The organism is Clostridium sp. AF27-5AA (genome assembly GCF_003478415.1).
GTDB classification, from domain to species: domain Bacteria; phylum Bacillota; class Clostridia; order Lachnospirales; family Lachnospiraceae; genus Otoolea; species Otoolea fessa.
In genome coordinates, this window is record NZ_QUFH01000003.1 from 119,713 (window position 1) to 134,237 (window position 14,525).

At 45.5% G+C, this 14,525-nt stretch carries 13 protein-coding genes and 2 pseudogenes; all 15 read right to left on the reverse strand.

Annotation, left to right across the window (positions count from 1 at the left end; genetic code table 11):
• A complete protein-coding gene (locus DWY89_RS04860; RefSeq protein WP_003060411.1) occupies positions 1-843 on the reverse strand; it encodes an ABC transporter permease in 843 nt (280 codons plus the stop codon).
• A pseudogene (locus DWY89_RS04865) lies at positions 833-1,243 on the reverse strand (ATP-binding cassette domain-containing protein); the annotation flags it as partial. The gene DWY89_RS04860 and the pseudogene DWY89_RS04865, both read right to left, overlap by 11 nt.
• Positions 1,244-1,257: 14 nt before the next feature.
• On the reverse strand, positions 1,258-2,022 hold the full coding sequence (locus DWY89_RS04870) for an MBL fold metallo-hydrolase (RefSeq protein ID WP_008687118.1): 765 nt from the start codon (positions 2,020-2,022) through the stop codon (positions 1,258-1,260).
• Positions 2,023-2,123: 101 nt separating this feature from the next.
• On the reverse strand, positions 2,124-2,507 hold the full coding sequence (locus DWY89_RS04875; protein WP_008687119.1) for a YdcP family protein: 384 nt from the start codon (positions 2,505-2,507) through the stop codon (positions 2,124-2,126).
• A 15-nt stretch (positions 2,508-2,522) separates the two neighbouring features.
• A complete protein-coding gene (locus DWY89_RS04880) occupies positions 2,523-2,849 on the reverse strand; it encodes a YdcP family protein (RefSeq protein WP_008792581.1) in 327 nt (108 codons plus the stop codon).
• A 236-nt stretch (positions 2,850-3,085) separates the two neighbouring features.
• A pseudogene (locus DWY89_RS04890) lies at positions 3,086-3,709 on the reverse strand (VaFE repeat-containing surface-anchored protein); the annotation flags it as partial.
• A 60-nt stretch (positions 3,710-3,769) separates the two neighbouring features.
• On the reverse strand, positions 3,770-3,967 hold the full coding sequence (locus tag DWY89_RS04895) for a SymE family type I addiction module toxin (protein WP_039959807.1): 198 nt from the start codon (positions 3,965-3,967) through the stop codon (positions 3,770-3,772).
• Between the two features lie 60 nt (positions 3,968-4,027).
• The gene (locus DWY89_RS04900) at positions 4,028-4,942 is read right to left on the reverse strand and encodes a ComEC/Rec2 family competence protein (RefSeq protein WP_243022740.1); all 915 of its coding nucleotides are present in this window, start codon (positions 4,940-4,942) and stop codon (positions 4,028-4,030) included.
• A gap of 221 nt (positions 4,943-5,163) precedes the next feature.
• The gene (locus DWY89_RS04905; protein ID WP_107001067.1) at positions 5,164-6,126 is read right to left on the reverse strand and encodes a GerMN domain-containing protein; all 963 of its coding nucleotides are present in this window, start codon (positions 6,124-6,126) and stop codon (positions 5,164-5,166) included.
• A 201-nt stretch (positions 6,127-6,327) separates the two neighbouring features.
• Positions 6,328-7,842 (reverse strand): ATP-binding protein, encoded by a 1,515-nt coding sequence (locus tag DWY89_RS04910; protein ID WP_118524454.1) that lies wholly within the window; start codon positions 7,840-7,842, stop codon positions 6,328-6,330.
• A 105-nt stretch (positions 7,843-7,947) separates the two neighbouring features.
• Entirely contained in the window at positions 7,948-8,823 is an 876-nt protein-coding gene (locus DWY89_RS04915) for a DegV family protein (RefSeq protein ID WP_118523237.1), read from the reverse strand.
• Between the two features lie 330 nt (positions 8,824-9,153).
• On the reverse strand, positions 9,154-10,695 hold the full coding sequence (gene gpmI, locus DWY89_RS04920) for a 2,3-bisphosphoglycerate-independent phosphoglycerate mutase (RefSeq protein WP_118524470.1): 1,542 nt from the start codon (positions 10,693-10,695) through the stop codon (positions 9,154-9,156).
• A 165-nt stretch (positions 10,696-10,860) separates the two neighbouring features.
• Positions 10,861-11,610: a triose-phosphate isomerase gene (gene tpiA, locus DWY89_RS04925; RefSeq protein WP_022359187.1), complete on the reverse strand. Its 750-nt coding sequence runs from the start codon at positions 11,608-11,610 to the stop codon at positions 10,861-10,863.
• 169 nt (positions 11,611-11,779) lie between these two features.
• Complete coding sequence (locus DWY89_RS04930; protein WP_107001070.1) at positions 11,780-12,985, reverse strand: phosphoglycerate kinase; 1,206 nt, start codon at positions 12,983-12,985, stop codon at positions 11,780-11,782.
• 103 nt (positions 12,986-13,088) lie between these two features.
• A complete protein-coding gene (gene gap / locus DWY89_RS04935; protein ID WP_022359484.1) occupies positions 13,089-14,102 on the reverse strand; it encodes a type I glyceraldehyde-3-phosphate dehydrogenase in 1,014 nt (337 codons plus the stop codon).
• Between the last annotated feature and the right edge of the window lie 423 nt (positions 14,103-14,525).

The window sequence follows — 14,525 nt, forward strand, 5'->3', positions numbered from 1 at the left end:
TTACAAATTTTTAGCATCTAATTTAACTTCAATTCCTATTATACAAAATTTTAAGATAACAGTCAAGAACATATCTGCACAAGTTGTAGATATACCATAAATGCTGATAATCAACATGATTACGCTTACCATCAAATAAGTAAGTGTTTCTTGCTTATTAAAATTATCCATAGTACAACGTGAATTCCAGAGAAAAAGAGAAATCGCACCAAGAATAATACTTAAAACAAAAATGACATTTCTTTTTTTACTGTCACGGAACATTTTCTTTTCATTTTGTTTGTCAAAATAAAGAAAATCACGTATCGTCATTTTACTTATTCTTCTTAATAGATTAAGCAAAACCAAAACATAAATAGTTAAAAAATAAATTATCAATAGTCCAATAGAAACGAAATTCAAAGAAATAAAGAGAGTTTTTGGAATACCCAGTAAGTTTACAATTACTAACGACACAAACTGGCTGAATAAAAAGCCAATAGGAATAGCTAATACAAATGCTAAAATTCCCAACAGTATATTTTCAATTACAACTAAGTGGGCAATTTCTTTTTTCTTAATGCCAAGAAGCATATATGTTCCTAATTCTTTACTTCTTTTTTCAAACATAAATTTCGTTGTATAGTTGATCAAAAAGCATATCACAAAAATAATAAGAATATTTACAGCGAACAATGAATTCTTAAATGCATCCATACTGGAACATAACTTTACAATTTCATCAGAATTTGCCACCAAATTAAAAGCAAATATAAGAGAAAAGGATGCAGTAACGGTTATCAGATAAATCAAATAATCTTTAATATTTCTTTTTGTATTTCTATACGCTAACTTACCTAACATTTCCCACTTCACCTCCGAGCAAGGTTAATATATCCAGTATTTCATTGAAGAAATCTTTTCTGCTTTTTTCCCCTCTGAAAATTTCATTGAATATTTTACCGTCTTTCAAGAACAAAATACGTTCACAGAAAGACGCACTAAACGGGTCATGTGTTACCATTAAAATAGTAGCCTGCATTTTCTTGTTGATTTCAGACATTGTTTCCAGTAATAATCTGGAAGCTTTTGAGTCCAAAGCTCCCGTCGGTTCATCAGCTAAAATCAGTTTCGGTTCATTGATTAAGGCTCTAGCACAAGCACAACGCTGTTTTTGTCCGCCAGAAACTTCATAAGGAAATTTCGATAAAATATCACGAATACCCAATTTATCGGCGATAGCATGAACTCTTTTCTCAATATCAGTAAGATTGCATTTCAGATATGGATTTGAAACCCCTCATAGCTGAATATACCATTCCCTTGTTTTAATTTCCCTTCATTTGACAAGTTGTGAAAAGCTGTCTCTATCTTGTCAATTATAGTAACTGGAATAGATAAATGATGATGTCCTGGCAAAATTCGACTTATCTTTAAAGATTGAATTTTTCTAACAGACTTCCAAAATTCTTGTGGGTTTGTTGATGGATAAAAAGCATCAAGGCAACCGCTATATATCAAATCGCCGGAATACAGATATTTTCTATCCGCTTCATAGAAACAACAATGTCCGGGAGAATGACCGGGCGTGTGAATAACTACCAACTTTCTGTTCCCTAAGTCAATACAATCTTCATCATGTAAAATCATTTGCGGAACCCCTTGAAAAATCTGATATTTCTCTACCTTAAAATCCGAGGGGAAATCACATGGATTGCACATAATATTGTTTTTTACCACTTGCAAAGGTATAGGGAATTTGACCGATAGCCATTCTTTTTCTGCTTCATGAACTGCAATAGACCGAAAATATTTATGTCCACCGATATGATCCCAATGAACATGAGTAGTGATTACTGTAACGGGCAGTTTCGTCAATCCATCAATAACCTCTCTGATGTTGGAAACACCTAAACCTGTATCAATCAGAATGGCTCTTTTTGTCCCACACAATAGATAACAATGTGTTTCTTCCCAGTGTTTGTATTCGCTGATGACGAATGTATCTTGGTCTATTTGTTCGACGGTAAACCAACTGTCCATATACTATTCTCACTCCCTAAAAATTTTAATTTGTCGCTTTCTTCATACCCATATTATAACAGTTCCGTATATCCTCTACAACGAAAATCTATTCAGCAAGTCTATTTTTTCGGTTGTCCCTGCGGTGTATGGTTCTGTGTATTGCCTGCGTTCTGGTTGCTTTTATTCTTCAATACAATATCCTCTGCCTTTACATACCAGTCCACATCTGCACCCGTATAGGTTTTTCTTGATACCGTATCGGCTACTGGATTGACAAGCTCCACAACCGCATTGTACGGAAATTCCCTTAACGGTACTTCTGGCGGTACGGACACGGGGATAATTCCACCATGCAGACTGCACTTCAAATCATAGATACGCTTTTTAAGCTGGGTACTCGGTGTCCCGTCCTCATTCTGCAAGAACACATCTCGCACCGCTGTAAATTTTAATTCTCCAAATGTTTTCTCTTTGTCAATAACAAACCCGTTTGATAATCTCATAAATTCTTCACTCCTTTACTTTTCTTCAACTGCTACAATATCATCAGCAAGCAACACATAATCGGTATGTCCCATATCCCCGATTGCGTAACCTCTGCCATATAACTTCGGATTGACAAGTTTTACTTTCTGTTCATACTTGAAATGCTTTTCGCCAGCCTGCACGGGAATTTCTACCACAACATTTTCGCCTTTTTGTACGTCAGAATAAAGGTTATAGCTTCGTCTGGCTAAGACCCTGCGGTTATTTTTATCTCTTTCAAAGACTGGCTCACTTTCGCCTGCAAATTCAAGAGTTCCAAAAGACTGTGCCATATCTGGCACGACATATTTCATTTCCATAGTGTTTTACCTCATTTCTTTCTATTTTTGATAAGTTTTTTGATTGTGATTTCTTATTCTGGCGGTTTGGGAAGTACCAGCAATCCCCCAGATAGTAAAGGGTAAAATCAATGCTTACGCACCCTTGACTATCCGTGTTCTTGCAGGTAAGTAGCAGACAATCCAGAATAAGCGGAAGTCTGCCGACACGGTATCGGCGGAGAACGTGATTTTTCTTTTCTCATACCGTTACCGCCTTATGATTTCTTCATTTTACGGCGTTTGCAGAAGAAGATACCTGCCAGTCCAGCACCAGAAGTCAAAAGAAGTGCAAGCAGTCCGTAAAGGTTTGTGCTATCGCCAGTTTTTGGACTGTCTGTTTTATGCGGTGTATCTGGTGTCTGTGGTGTTTCGGGTTTCTTTGGTTCTTCTGGGACTTTGGTTTTTTCCTTAAAGGTAATCGTCTGTCCCTTATCCTCAATATCCTTATGCTCGGTAACTTTCTTCGGCTCGTCTGGATTGCTTAAATCGTACAATTCTTCAAAAGTTACAAGCTGTTTGCCGTCAAGAGAAGTAGCGTCAAAGGTAAAGGCAACTTCCACTTTCATAGTTTCGCTGTCAGCAGTAAAAGTGTAATCACTTTTCACACGTTTTCCATTGATAAGAAGCTCTGCATTTTCTTCTTTCAACATCTGCCAGCCCACAAGTTTGTACTGTGTACCGACTTCTAAGCCCTCTAAGATTACGGTATCAATGATTGTAACGTCTTTTCCAGCTTCAAGCTCTTTGTTGCCGTCCTTATCCGTAGCAGTCGTATGAATTTTGACGATACGCTCTGTGATAAGTACCGTCTGTCCGTCGTCCTCAATGTCTTTATGTTCCTTAGTATACATAATAATGTTAATTTTAGCAGCTTTAACTAAGTCGGTCAAGACACTACATCAGGCTTCAGCACTCCATATTTCATTTGCTTTTGTTATAATCAATCGACCGTCTTCGCACTTCACCTCAATTTGCTCTCCGATGTCAAATCCCAACTCTGAGAGCCATTTTCCTTTCAGGATAATACTTGGTGTTCGCTTGTACTGGTATCCGCTCGCTTCATAAACCTTCATTTCCCTATATTTTTTATATGCCATATTCATCTTCTCCTTTTGCTATTTTTTAGACTTCTGCCATAAGATTAAACTTACGCTGAATTATTGCTTCTTTTGCCAATTTATATAATTTGTGAGATACCCCCTTGAACAAGGGAAACGACAACGGGGAATAATTTCCTCGTCTAAGCACAGTTTTAGAATGTAAATTATAGCGATATGTAGTGGCACAAATGCCCAGTTTATGCGGGTTTCAGGCACTAGGGGGATACCCAACTTTAGAGTCTTAACACCGCTGACTGCCAGAATATGTGCAATCCCATTATCCTGAAACCGTTCGTGCAGCTCTTCCGATAACCCGGATTTATCCCCCAGCAAAATTGCCTGGAAAATCCCTGCATCTTCTGGATCACAGATTTCCTGAAAAACAGCCGTCGCGTACGCCCGGAAGCATTCTGCCTGACTTCGGAGAGGGGAACTTTTTCCTTCTGAAATAAAAATCCGATCCGCCGTCACCCGGTTTCTGATTCTTAGTCCCCGATAATACATCCGATACGAAAACTGCCCCGGATTGCGCGCTTCTTCCAGAAACTCAGCAGTTCCCGTCAGATGAATCTGACTTCCGCAGGGTGGCAGAACTTTTTCTTCATACTTCTCCAGTAAATCTCTTTTACACGATATCAGTACCTTTCTTACACTTTCATCCTCTACCTCCACCTCCGTCAAAATCATCGTACACCACCCATTTTTTTCCGAAACAGAATCCAGTGTTCCCGATACCGCCACCTCTGCCGAACCGCCCTTCTGCGTTACCATCCGTTCCAGCGCATCCGGGCGCATTTCCACCATCATCCGTCCCCATCCTGCCAGGAAACAGAAAAACAGCAGAAAGACACGGCACATCATCGGATCTTTCCAATTCCAGACGCGTTCTGCGTCTGTCTGAAAGTCCGAATCTACCCGTCCTTCTGCTGTTTTTATGACTGCAGGTGAAAAAGAATGTGCCTTGTGTTTCATAGGACACAATTTCCTATGAAACAAAAAAAACGCTGCTGCAATTATAAACCACACCGTCATGCCCATCTGGTACGCTGCGACCTCTCCAAGTACGAAAGCCACCATCATCCACATTACCGGTCGTTTGATATTCAATTCCTCTTTTCCTGTATTCTACAAAACATCAACAAAATCCCATTGCTGCTCTCTTCCAAATATGGCATATACATTCTGTCTGACAGTTACTTCACAATATACTTCTCCTCTCTCTCCAGAGGCTGCACCAGCGAAATCACATTCCGGTACGTCACATCTGCCGAGCCATTGACCGTGATCTGTACTTTATTTACCGTCTGAAGCTCTGTCAGCGAATCGACGATCGCGTAAATCGGAATATACTCCGCCACATCGATATCCCCGGAAATAAAACTGCTATCCAGGTTGACATAGCAGGTATTATCTGTCAGTGATACGTTTAATACCTTTGTATTTTTCGGCATCACTGAAAGCCCGCCATTCTGGGAACCTGCCAGCAGCTGTTCCACTACCAGGCGTTCCAGCGACGTGTTCATACTGTGAAATACTTCCCGTTTTTCTGCCACCAGACCATCTTTTTCTTCATTGGCAAAATACAGGGTCAGCTCTACTTTTTCATACGAATTGACATCCGAAATACTGTCTACAAAATCACTTCCTGCGATCGCGCCCACCGGGTTTCCATGTGTGTCCAGGAGCGGCTGTCCCTCGCAATTAATGCTGATATAATCGACTCCCTTAACCTGTGTAAAGGTCTTTGCCAGCGCCGCCCGGCACAGAATCTCCCGCGACGCTTTCGTATTCATATATTCCTGATTAAAATTCAACGTCAGCACGTTATTGTCCCGGTTAATATCCAGGAATTCAACCTTATCGCTTAAAACTGCCTGATACTCCGGGTTTTCCGGTGCCGCAAGGATCTGCCCCGCCAGCTCCCCGATCAGAATCTCAGCGTCCGCCGTCTCCGTCTGATAGGAAACACTCGCCAGCCCCGTGCGCGTCGAATTGAGATAATAAATCTGATAGACGCCGTCCTCACCCGCCGTCGGATGCACCTCTTCTTTTTTTCGGCATCCGCTCAGAAGAAGCAGACATGCCAGGCAAAGGATCAGCCACAAACTTACGCTTCCTGCCCATTTTCCAGAGCTTTTTTTTCTTATTTTCTCCATTTATTATTTCCTGTTGTTATTTTGCAATCTATCTCACAATAGACATTGCCCTGACCGCACATTCGAACACTGCAACCCTCAAATACTGCAACATTCAAACACTGAAACATCCGAACACTGCAGCATTCAAACACCGAAATATTCGAACACCGCAGCACCAGCAACCCTCTCGAACCTCTAAACCGCCCAGAACCACGCTGTCTACGGAATATAATTCAACGGAATCCGCACCGTAAAGGTTGCTCCCTTGCCTTCTTCACTCTTCAGGCGGATCGCGCCCTGATGAAGAAGAATAATATTCTTCGTGATCGCAAGCCCCAGCCCGGTACCGCCTGTCTCGCGTGAGCGCGCCTTATCTACACGGTAAAAACGCTCAAATACGCGCTCCTGGAATTCTTTCGGGATTCCCACGCCATTATCCTCTACCTTCACATAAAAGAACTTGTGGTCAGCATCCAGCGTCACCCAAACTTTTCCCTCTTCGCGGTTATACTTGATCGCATTTTCCACCAGGTTCGAAAGTGCCAGGCTCAATTTTACCTCGTCCACATCCGCCGATACTTCCCGCTTGCTCTCATACGTGATCTCAATGTTCCGCCGCTTCGCGATCGGGGTCAGACGTTTTAAAATCTGTTCCAGAAGACCATTGATCGAAGTCTGGGCAATATTCAGATCCGGCGATGATTTATCCATTTTGACTAACGTCAGCAGATCATCGATAATCTTGCCCTCGCGGTCAATCTCCGCCGAAATATCCTGCATAAACTCCTGATATAACTCCGCCGGGGCGTTCTCCATCCCCATCAGAGAATCCGCCAGCACCCTTATCGAAGTCAGCGGTGTTTTCAGCTCATGCGACACGTTGGAAACAAACTCCTGACGCGACTGATCCAGGTTTTTCAGCTTCCGGATGGTCTGCATGACTGCCTCCGAAATGTCCCGCGTCTCCCGGTACGTTTTTACATCAATATCCTGATCCAGATTTCCCTCTGCCACCATATCGAGCTGCTGCTGCAGGCGGCGGAATGGTTTCAGCAGGCAAGCCGCCGCCAATAAATCTGCGATCAGAATAAAACAGAACATAACGAGCTGCAAAAATCCCGTCTTCTGCACAATTTTCTCCTGCAAAAGCGCCGAATTTTCCGTGGACGCCATCAGAAGAAGGACTCCCTGCACGCCTGCCGTATTTTTCCCATTTCCGACTGCCACATCCGAATCGATCGGCGCTGCATCCGTGCTTTTTGCCTGAATCGGCTGCGCTACATAGAAATACTTTTTCTTCTGGTTCAGATAGCTGGAAGTTTCCCCGTCAAATGCCTTTAACACATCCGATACAACCAGCGTTTTCCCTCTGGAAAGACCAAATGTGTCTTTCAAAATTTTAAAGCTGTCGTCCACCAGCACGATTCTTCCGTTCATCAGATCCGCCGTTGTACTAAGTTCCGCATCCAGCGCCAGATTTGGATTTCCCGACAGCAGTACATTGATATAATCACTGCTGCGTATCTTGTTTGCTAAAATCAGACACCGGTTCTGCGCTTCCGCCATCCGTTCTTCCACGTGGCTCTGGTAAAAATACCCCGATGTAAAACGAACCTGTACCAGAAGCGGAACCAGCGTCAGGATCAGAAAGGCAAGGAACAGCGGGATTCGCATCCCAATCGTGTGCTCCATCGCTTTCCATATCTTTCTTTTATGTTCTGCTATTCTTCTCATGTTCCTGTCCTGAACGATTACAGTTCACACGCTCTTTGCGTTGCTTAACTTACTGACATTGGCTGTGAACTTTAACCCCGAAATGCTGCTCCGTAACTGCGTTTCTCACAACAACGATCCGATTTCAAGCTTCTTCGTTGCCGCAATCGCCAGCGCTCCCGGTCCGATATGGCAGGCTACACTTAAGGACAGCGGCTCTACACGGACTTCCGTCTCCGGGAAAAGTTCCCGAAGCTCGGCTGCCAGCTCCTGCGCCATCTCATCATTGGCGGTATGCGCTACATCAATATACGTTTTTTCTCCCGTCATATCATCAAACCGATTTTCCAGATCGCGGGTGATCGCCGTGATCATCATGGAACGCGCCTGTTTCATCGTCCGCGCCTTCGCAAATGCGTCCAGCTTCTCGCCCTGTATCGTCAGAACCGGTTTTAAACGGAGAAGTGTTCCGAGCGCTGCTGCCGCTGGTGTGATTCTACCGCCCTTTTTCAGATATTTTAATGTGTCAACTGTGATATAAATAGTTGAATCCAAACCTGTCTCTTCCAGCTTTTTGCAGATCGCCTCCGCGTCCATGCCGGCTGCCGCCATGTCAAGCGCATCCTGCACCGAACGGCGCTGGGTCACGAAAATCCTGTGATTATCCGCCACCTGCACTTTTCCGTCGAAATCATCTGCCAGCATCTTTGCCGTCTGGCAGGAGCTCGAAAGCCCGCTGGACATCGGAATGTGCACAACTGCATCGTATTCCTCCAAAAGTTTTTCCCAGAGATTTAAGATCGTCTCCGGGGACGGCTGGGATGTGCTCACATCGTGATCCCCGCTCAGATGCTCGTAAAATTCCTTCTGTGTCAAATTTATATCTTCCAGATACTCGGTTCCATCAATCATAAACGGCATCGGCAGGACATATACGCCCATCTCTTTCGCCTGTGCCTGTGTAATTCCGCTGTTGCTGTCTGTAACAACCGCTACCTTCATGCTTGTTTCCTCCTGTTTCCCTGTAAATCCGCTGCCATCCTATTTTCCGCATAACACTTTCTTTTCTAAAAATGTCTGCCCTGGAACAGCCTCCGAGCGGTTCACATAGATGATTTTATTTTATCCTATTTTCTTATGAAATGGAAGAGAGAAGTAACGGGATTTTCACGGGATTTTCAGTTCAGAAAATTCCCACCTGTGAACAAAAAACTGCCACAAAACAAGCCCCGACCAGTCCTCTGTTCATGATCTTTTCTTGCTTTATGGCAGTTTTCCCGATTCTTATTGACGGTTATATTTATACTTTCCTAATATATTCGAAAATTCTCCCTATTTCACCAACAGCGACTCTCCCGTCATCTCCTTCGGCTTCTCAAGTCCCATCAGTTCAATCAGCGTCGGCACAATATCGCAGAGGCGTCCGCCCTCGCGCAGCTTGTACGCCGGGTCAGCGCCGACCAGGACAAACGGTACCTGATTGGTCGTATGAGCGGTCCACGGCTCGCCGGTTGCCTCATCGACCATCACCTCTGCATTACCGTGATCGGCGCAGATAAAGAGAACACCTCCGGCTGCCTTGATGGCTTCAACTGCACGTCCTACGCAGGCATCGACGGTCTCAATCGCCTTGATCGCAGCCGACTCCACGCCCGTGTGGCCTACCATATCCGGGTTTGCAAAATTGATGATGATGACATCATATTTGCCGGACTCAATCGCCTCCACCAGCTTATCGCACACGATCGGTGCGCTCATCTCCGGTTTCAGGTCGTAGGTCGGAACCTCCTTCGGAGACGGAACCAGAATGCGGTCCTCGCCCTCGTTCGGCTCTTCCACGCCGCCGTTGAAGAAAAATGTTACGTGTGCATATTTCTCGGTCTCGGCGATACGTGCCTGCGTCATATGGTGCGCCGCCAGGAACTCTCCAAACGTGTTCTTAATCTCTTCCTTCTTGAACGCAATCAGCTTGTTCCCGATCGTCTCATCGTAATCGGTAAAGCATACAAACGTCAGATCAAGCTTCTTCTCTCTCGCAAATCCGGTAAATCCCTCATCGCAGAATGCGCGGGTGATCTCTCTTGCACGGTCCGGACGGAAGTTGAAGAAAATGACGGAATCGCCATCCTGAATCGTGGCAATCGGCTTTCCGTCCTTCTCTACATAGAACGGTACGACGAACTCATCGTTTACCTCTTTATCATAGGATGCCTGAATGCCTGCACACGCGCTTTCTGCCTTCTCGCCCTCTGCCTTTGTCAGCACATCATAAGCTTTCTGGACACGATCCCAGTTTTTATCACGGTCCATCGCATAGTAGCGTCCCATCACGGAAGCCACCTCGCCGATGCCAAGCTGCTGCATCTTCTTCTCTAATTCTGCTACGAACTCCTTGCCGGAGGTCGGCGGTGTATCACGTCCGTCCAGAAAGCAGTGCACATACACTTTTTTAAGTCCCTGACGTTTTGCGAACTCCAGAAGTCCGAATAAATGAGTCAGATGGCTGTGAACGCCGCCGTCTGATACCAGTCCGAACAGATGCAGGGCGGAATCATTTTTCTTGCAGGTGTCTGCGGCTGCCAGAAATTCCGGATTTTCAAAGAAATCGCCATCCTCGATTGATTTCGTGATACGGGTCAGCTCCTGGTATACGATACGTCCGGCGCCCATATTTAAATGACCAACCTCCGAGTTACCCATCTGTCCGTCCGGCAGACCGACCGCCAGACCGCTGGCATTGCCGCGCACAAACGGGCACTGGCTCATCAGCTGATCCATGATCGGTGTCTTTGCCTCACACACGGCATTGTGCTCACAGGTATCTCTCATGCCGTATCCATCGAGAATCATTAATACGGTTGGCTTTTTTTTCATCTCTTTCTTCTTCCTTTCCTTCCATGAAATGAACCGTTTTTCTGAAACAACCGGATGAACCAACAATTTTGATTGTTTCAGGTCAAAACCTTCACCTTCTTTTTTTACTGGCAAAAAGGGGACTGCCACGCCTCACACGTGCGACAGCCCCCTTTTTCTCATCTCTTATTTATAATTTACAATCTTTCCAAAATCTGCCTTTAAGGATGCGCCGCCTACCAGACCGCCATCGATATCCGGCTGTGCAAACAGCTCCGGAGCCGATGCTGCAGATACGGAACCGCCGTACTGGATGCGGATCGCCTCTGCGGTCGCCTCATCGTACACTTCCTTGATGCACGCACGGATCGCGCCGCACACTTCCTCAGCCTGCTCGGTGGTCGCTACCTTTCCGGTACCGATCGCCCAGATTGGCTCGTATGCGATCACAGCTGTCTTTGCCTGCTCTGCGGTCACATTCTGGAATGCGATCTTGATCTGCTGACGGATCCAGTCAAGCGTGATGCCCTGCTCTCTCTGGGTCAGAGTCTCGCCGCAGCAGATGATCGGGGTCAGACCGTGCTCAAATGCTTTCAGTACCTTCTTATTGACCGTCTCATCGGTCTCTGCAAAGTATTCTCTGCGCTCGGAATGTCCGATAATCACGTATTTAACGCCTGCATCGGTCAGCATATTCGGGGAAATCTCGCCGGTGTAAGCACCTTTCTCCTCGAAATACATATTTTCAGCGCCGACTGCGATGTTGGTTCCCTCGCACGCTTTTACAACCGGGATAATATCAATCGCCGGTACGCAGAATACAACGTCTACATCTTCCGAAACAACGAGTGGCTTCAGAAGCTCTACCAGAGCTACTGCCTCCGACGGCGTCATGTTCATTTTCCAGTTGCCTGCTACGATCTTTCTTCTAGCCATGACTATTCTATTCCTCTTTTCTGTTTGTTTATTTGTTACTGTTCACGCATACGTGCCCAGTAACGGAATTTGCCGTGGCTTCGCATTTAAATACGGCAAATTCCTGCTGCCACCACGTTTTCTTACGGCACTTTCGGTTCCAAAAGTGCCTACCTGTAAACAGTAACATTTATTTATTATTCGCTGCCGCTACACCCGGAAGCTCCTTTCCCTCTAAGAATTCCAGGGAAGCGCCGCCGCCGGTGGAAATATGGGTCATCTTGTCGCCAAATCCAAGCTGGTTGACCGCTGCTGCAGAATCGCCGCCACCGATGATCGTGGTCGCTTCGGTGTCTGCCAGTGCTTTTGCAACTGCGATTGTACCCTGTGCCAGAGTCGGGTTCTCAAATACACCCATCGGTCCGTTCCATACAACTGTCTTAGCAGATTTTACGGTGTCTGCATACAGCTTTGCAGTTTCCGGTCCTATGTCAAGTCCCATCGTGTCAGCCGGGATAGCGTCAACCGATACATTCTGTACCTCGATCGGTGCATCGATCGGATCCGGGAAGGATGCTGCTACAGCTGCATCAACCGGAAGAAGCAGTTTCTTGCCAAGCTTCGCCGCCTTCTCTACCATCTCACGGCAATAATCTAACTTTGTATCATCGACTAAGGATTTACCAATCTCCTTGCCCTGTGCTTTTAAGAAGGTAAATGCCATGCCGCCGCCGATGATCAGCGTGTCGCACTTCTCCAGCAGGTTTGAGATAACGTTTAATTTATCGGCTACCTTCGCGCCGCCTAAAATGGCAACGAACGGGCGGACCGGGTTATCTACTGCATTTCCAAGGAAATCGATCTCTTTCTGCATCAGGTAACCAACTACTGCGGTGTCCACATACTGGGTCACGCCTACGTTTGAGCAGTGTGCGCGGTGTGCAGTACCAAATGCATCGTCCACATAGACATCACACAGGGATGCCAGATCCTTGCTGAACGCCTCACCGTTCTTGGTTTCCTCGGCACGGTAACGGGTGTTCTCAAGCAGAACAACCTCGCCATCCTTCATCGCCTCAACGGCTGCCTTTGCGTTCGGTCCAACCACTTCCGGATCGGCTGCAAATTTCACTTCCTGTCCCAGAAGTTCAGACAGACGAACGGCTACCGGTGCCAGAGACAGCTCCGGCTTCGGCTCTCCCTTCGGTTTGCCAAGATGGGAGCAGAGAATTACCTTTCCGCCGTCCGCAATCAGTTTTTTGATCGTCGGAAGCGCTGCCACCAGACGGTTTTCATCGGTGATCTTTCCTTCTTTTAACGGTACGTTGAAATCACAGCGTACCAGAACGCGTTTGCCCTTTACATTGATATCATCCACGGATTTTTTATTCAGCATATCCTGTCTCCTTTACATTATAAAAGAATAAAAAACAGGTCCGGTCCCGACCGAGGACCGGACCCATCTTGAATCCTTATGATTTTCTATCGAATCGATAAAATTATGCCAGCTCTGCGAAGTATTTGATTGTACGAACCATCTGGCTTGTGTAGGAGTTCTCGTTGTCATACCAGGAAACAACCTGTACCTGATATAAGTCATCACCGATCGGAGATACCATAGTCTGTGTAGAATCAAACAGGGAACCATAGCGGATACCTACGATATCGGAAGATACGATCTCATCCTCGTTGTAGCCGAAGGACTCAGTCTGAGCTGCCTTCATAGCCTCGTTGATAGCTTCCTTGGTAACGTCAGCTTTCTTAACAACGGCTGTCAGAATAGTAGTGGAACCAGTCGGAACCGGAACACGCTGTGCGGAACCGATGAGCTTGCCGTTTAATTCCGGAATAACCAGACCGATCGCTTTTGCAGCACCGGTGGAGTTCGGAACGATGTTGACAGCGCCTGCTCTTGCTCTTCTTAAATCGCCTTTTCTGTGCGGTCCGTCCAGAATCATCTGATCGCCTGTGTAAGCGTGAATGGTGGACATGATACCGGACTGAATCGGAGCATAGTCGTTTAATGCCTTAGCCATCGGAGCCAGGCAGTTAGTTGTACAGGATGCTGCGGAGATAATCTTATCTTCTGGTTTCAGTGTCTTGTGGTTTACATTGTATACGATAGTCGGAAGGTCATTGCCTGCCGGTGCGGAGATAACGACTTTCTTAGCGCCTGCATCGATATGTGCCTGTGCTTTTGCCTTGGATGTATAGAATCCGGTACACTCCAGAACTACGTCTACACCAATCTCGCCCCACGGAAGTTCAGCAGCGTTTGCCTTTGCGTAGATAGTAATCTTCTTGCCATCTACTACAATATAATCTTCGCCAGCTTCTACCGTATGTCCATCGTATCTGCCCTGAGCAGAATCATACTTTAACAGGTGAGCTAACATTTTCGGATTTGTCAGATCGTTGATAGCTACGACTTCGTAACCCTCAGCGCCAAACATCTGTCTGAAAGCCAGACGACCAATACGACCAAAACCATTAATTGCAACTTTTACTGCCATGATCTCATTCCTCCTAGAAATTCATCTTCATGATTGTTAAATATTAATCAACCCTGTTTGTATTGTACCCAACTTTTCCTAAAATAGCAAGTGGTTTTTTGTAAATTTTGCAGCAAATATTCAGTATTCTCTCTCTTGCTGCGCACAACTTCGACGGATTGTCATACCTTAAATGGAATTTTGTGCTGACAGCCTTAATTTTGCATAATTTTTTAACCAAATGCTCTAATTCGAACTATTCTCATTTTAATCGATCTCTTCTTGTTTTTCAACCTTTTTCCGTGGCTTCGCATTTGAATACGGCAAATTCCTGCTGCCACCACGTTTTCTTACGGCACTTTCGGTTCCAAAAGTGCCTACCCGTGAACAATAACCCGGCCACTTTGCAATTCGCCATCCAGCGCCTTGTAAACCTCCACACTT

Coding starts and splice junctions, on each gene's coding strand:
- DWY89_RS04860 (WP_003060411.1), bottom strand. CDS start 843: ATGTTAGGTAAGTTAGCGTATAGAAATACAAAAAGAAATATTAAAGAT.
- DWY89_RS04870 (WP_008687118.1), bottom strand. CDS start 2,022: ATGGACAGTTGGTTTACCGTCGAACAAATAGACCAAGATACATTCGTC.
- DWY89_RS04875 (WP_008687119.1), bottom strand. CDS start 2,507: ATGAGATTATCAAACGGGTTTGTTATTGACAAAGAGAAAACATTTGGA.
- DWY89_RS04880 (WP_008792581.1), bottom strand. CDS start 2,849: ATGGAAATGAAATATGTCGTGCCAGATATGGCACAGTCTTTTGGAACT.
- DWY89_RS04895 (WP_039959807.1), bottom strand. CDS start 3,967: ATGGCATATAAAAAATATAGGGAAATGAAGGTTTATGAAGCGAGCGGA.
- DWY89_RS04900 (WP_243022740.1), bottom strand. CDS start 4,942: ATGAAACACAAGGCACATTCTTTTTCACCTGCAGTCATAAAAACAGCA.
- DWY89_RS04905 (WP_107001067.1), bottom strand. CDS start 6,126: ATGGAGAAAATAAGAAAAAAAAGCTCTGGAAAATGGGCAGGAAGCGTA.
- DWY89_RS04910 (WP_118524454.1), bottom strand. CDS start 7,842: ATGAGAAGAATAGCAGAACATAAAAGAAAGATATGGAAAGCGATGGAG.
- DWY89_RS04915 (WP_118523237.1), bottom strand. CDS start 8,823: ATGAAGGTAGCGGTTGTTACAGACAGCAACAGCGGAATTACACAGGCA.
- gpmI (WP_118524470.1), bottom strand. CDS start 10,695: ATGAAAAAAAAGCCAACCGTATTAATGATTCTCGATGGATACGGCATG.
- tpiA (WP_022359187.1), bottom strand. CDS start 11,610: ATGGCTAGAAGAAAGATCGTAGCAGGCAACTGGAAAATGAACATGACG.
- DWY89_RS04930 (WP_107001070.1), bottom strand. CDS start 12,985: ATGCTGAATAAAAAATCCGTGGATGATATCAATGTAAAGGGCAAACGC.
- gap (WP_022359484.1), bottom strand. CDS start 14,102: ATGGCAGTAAAAGTTGCAATTAATGGTTTTGGTCGTATTGGTCGTCTG.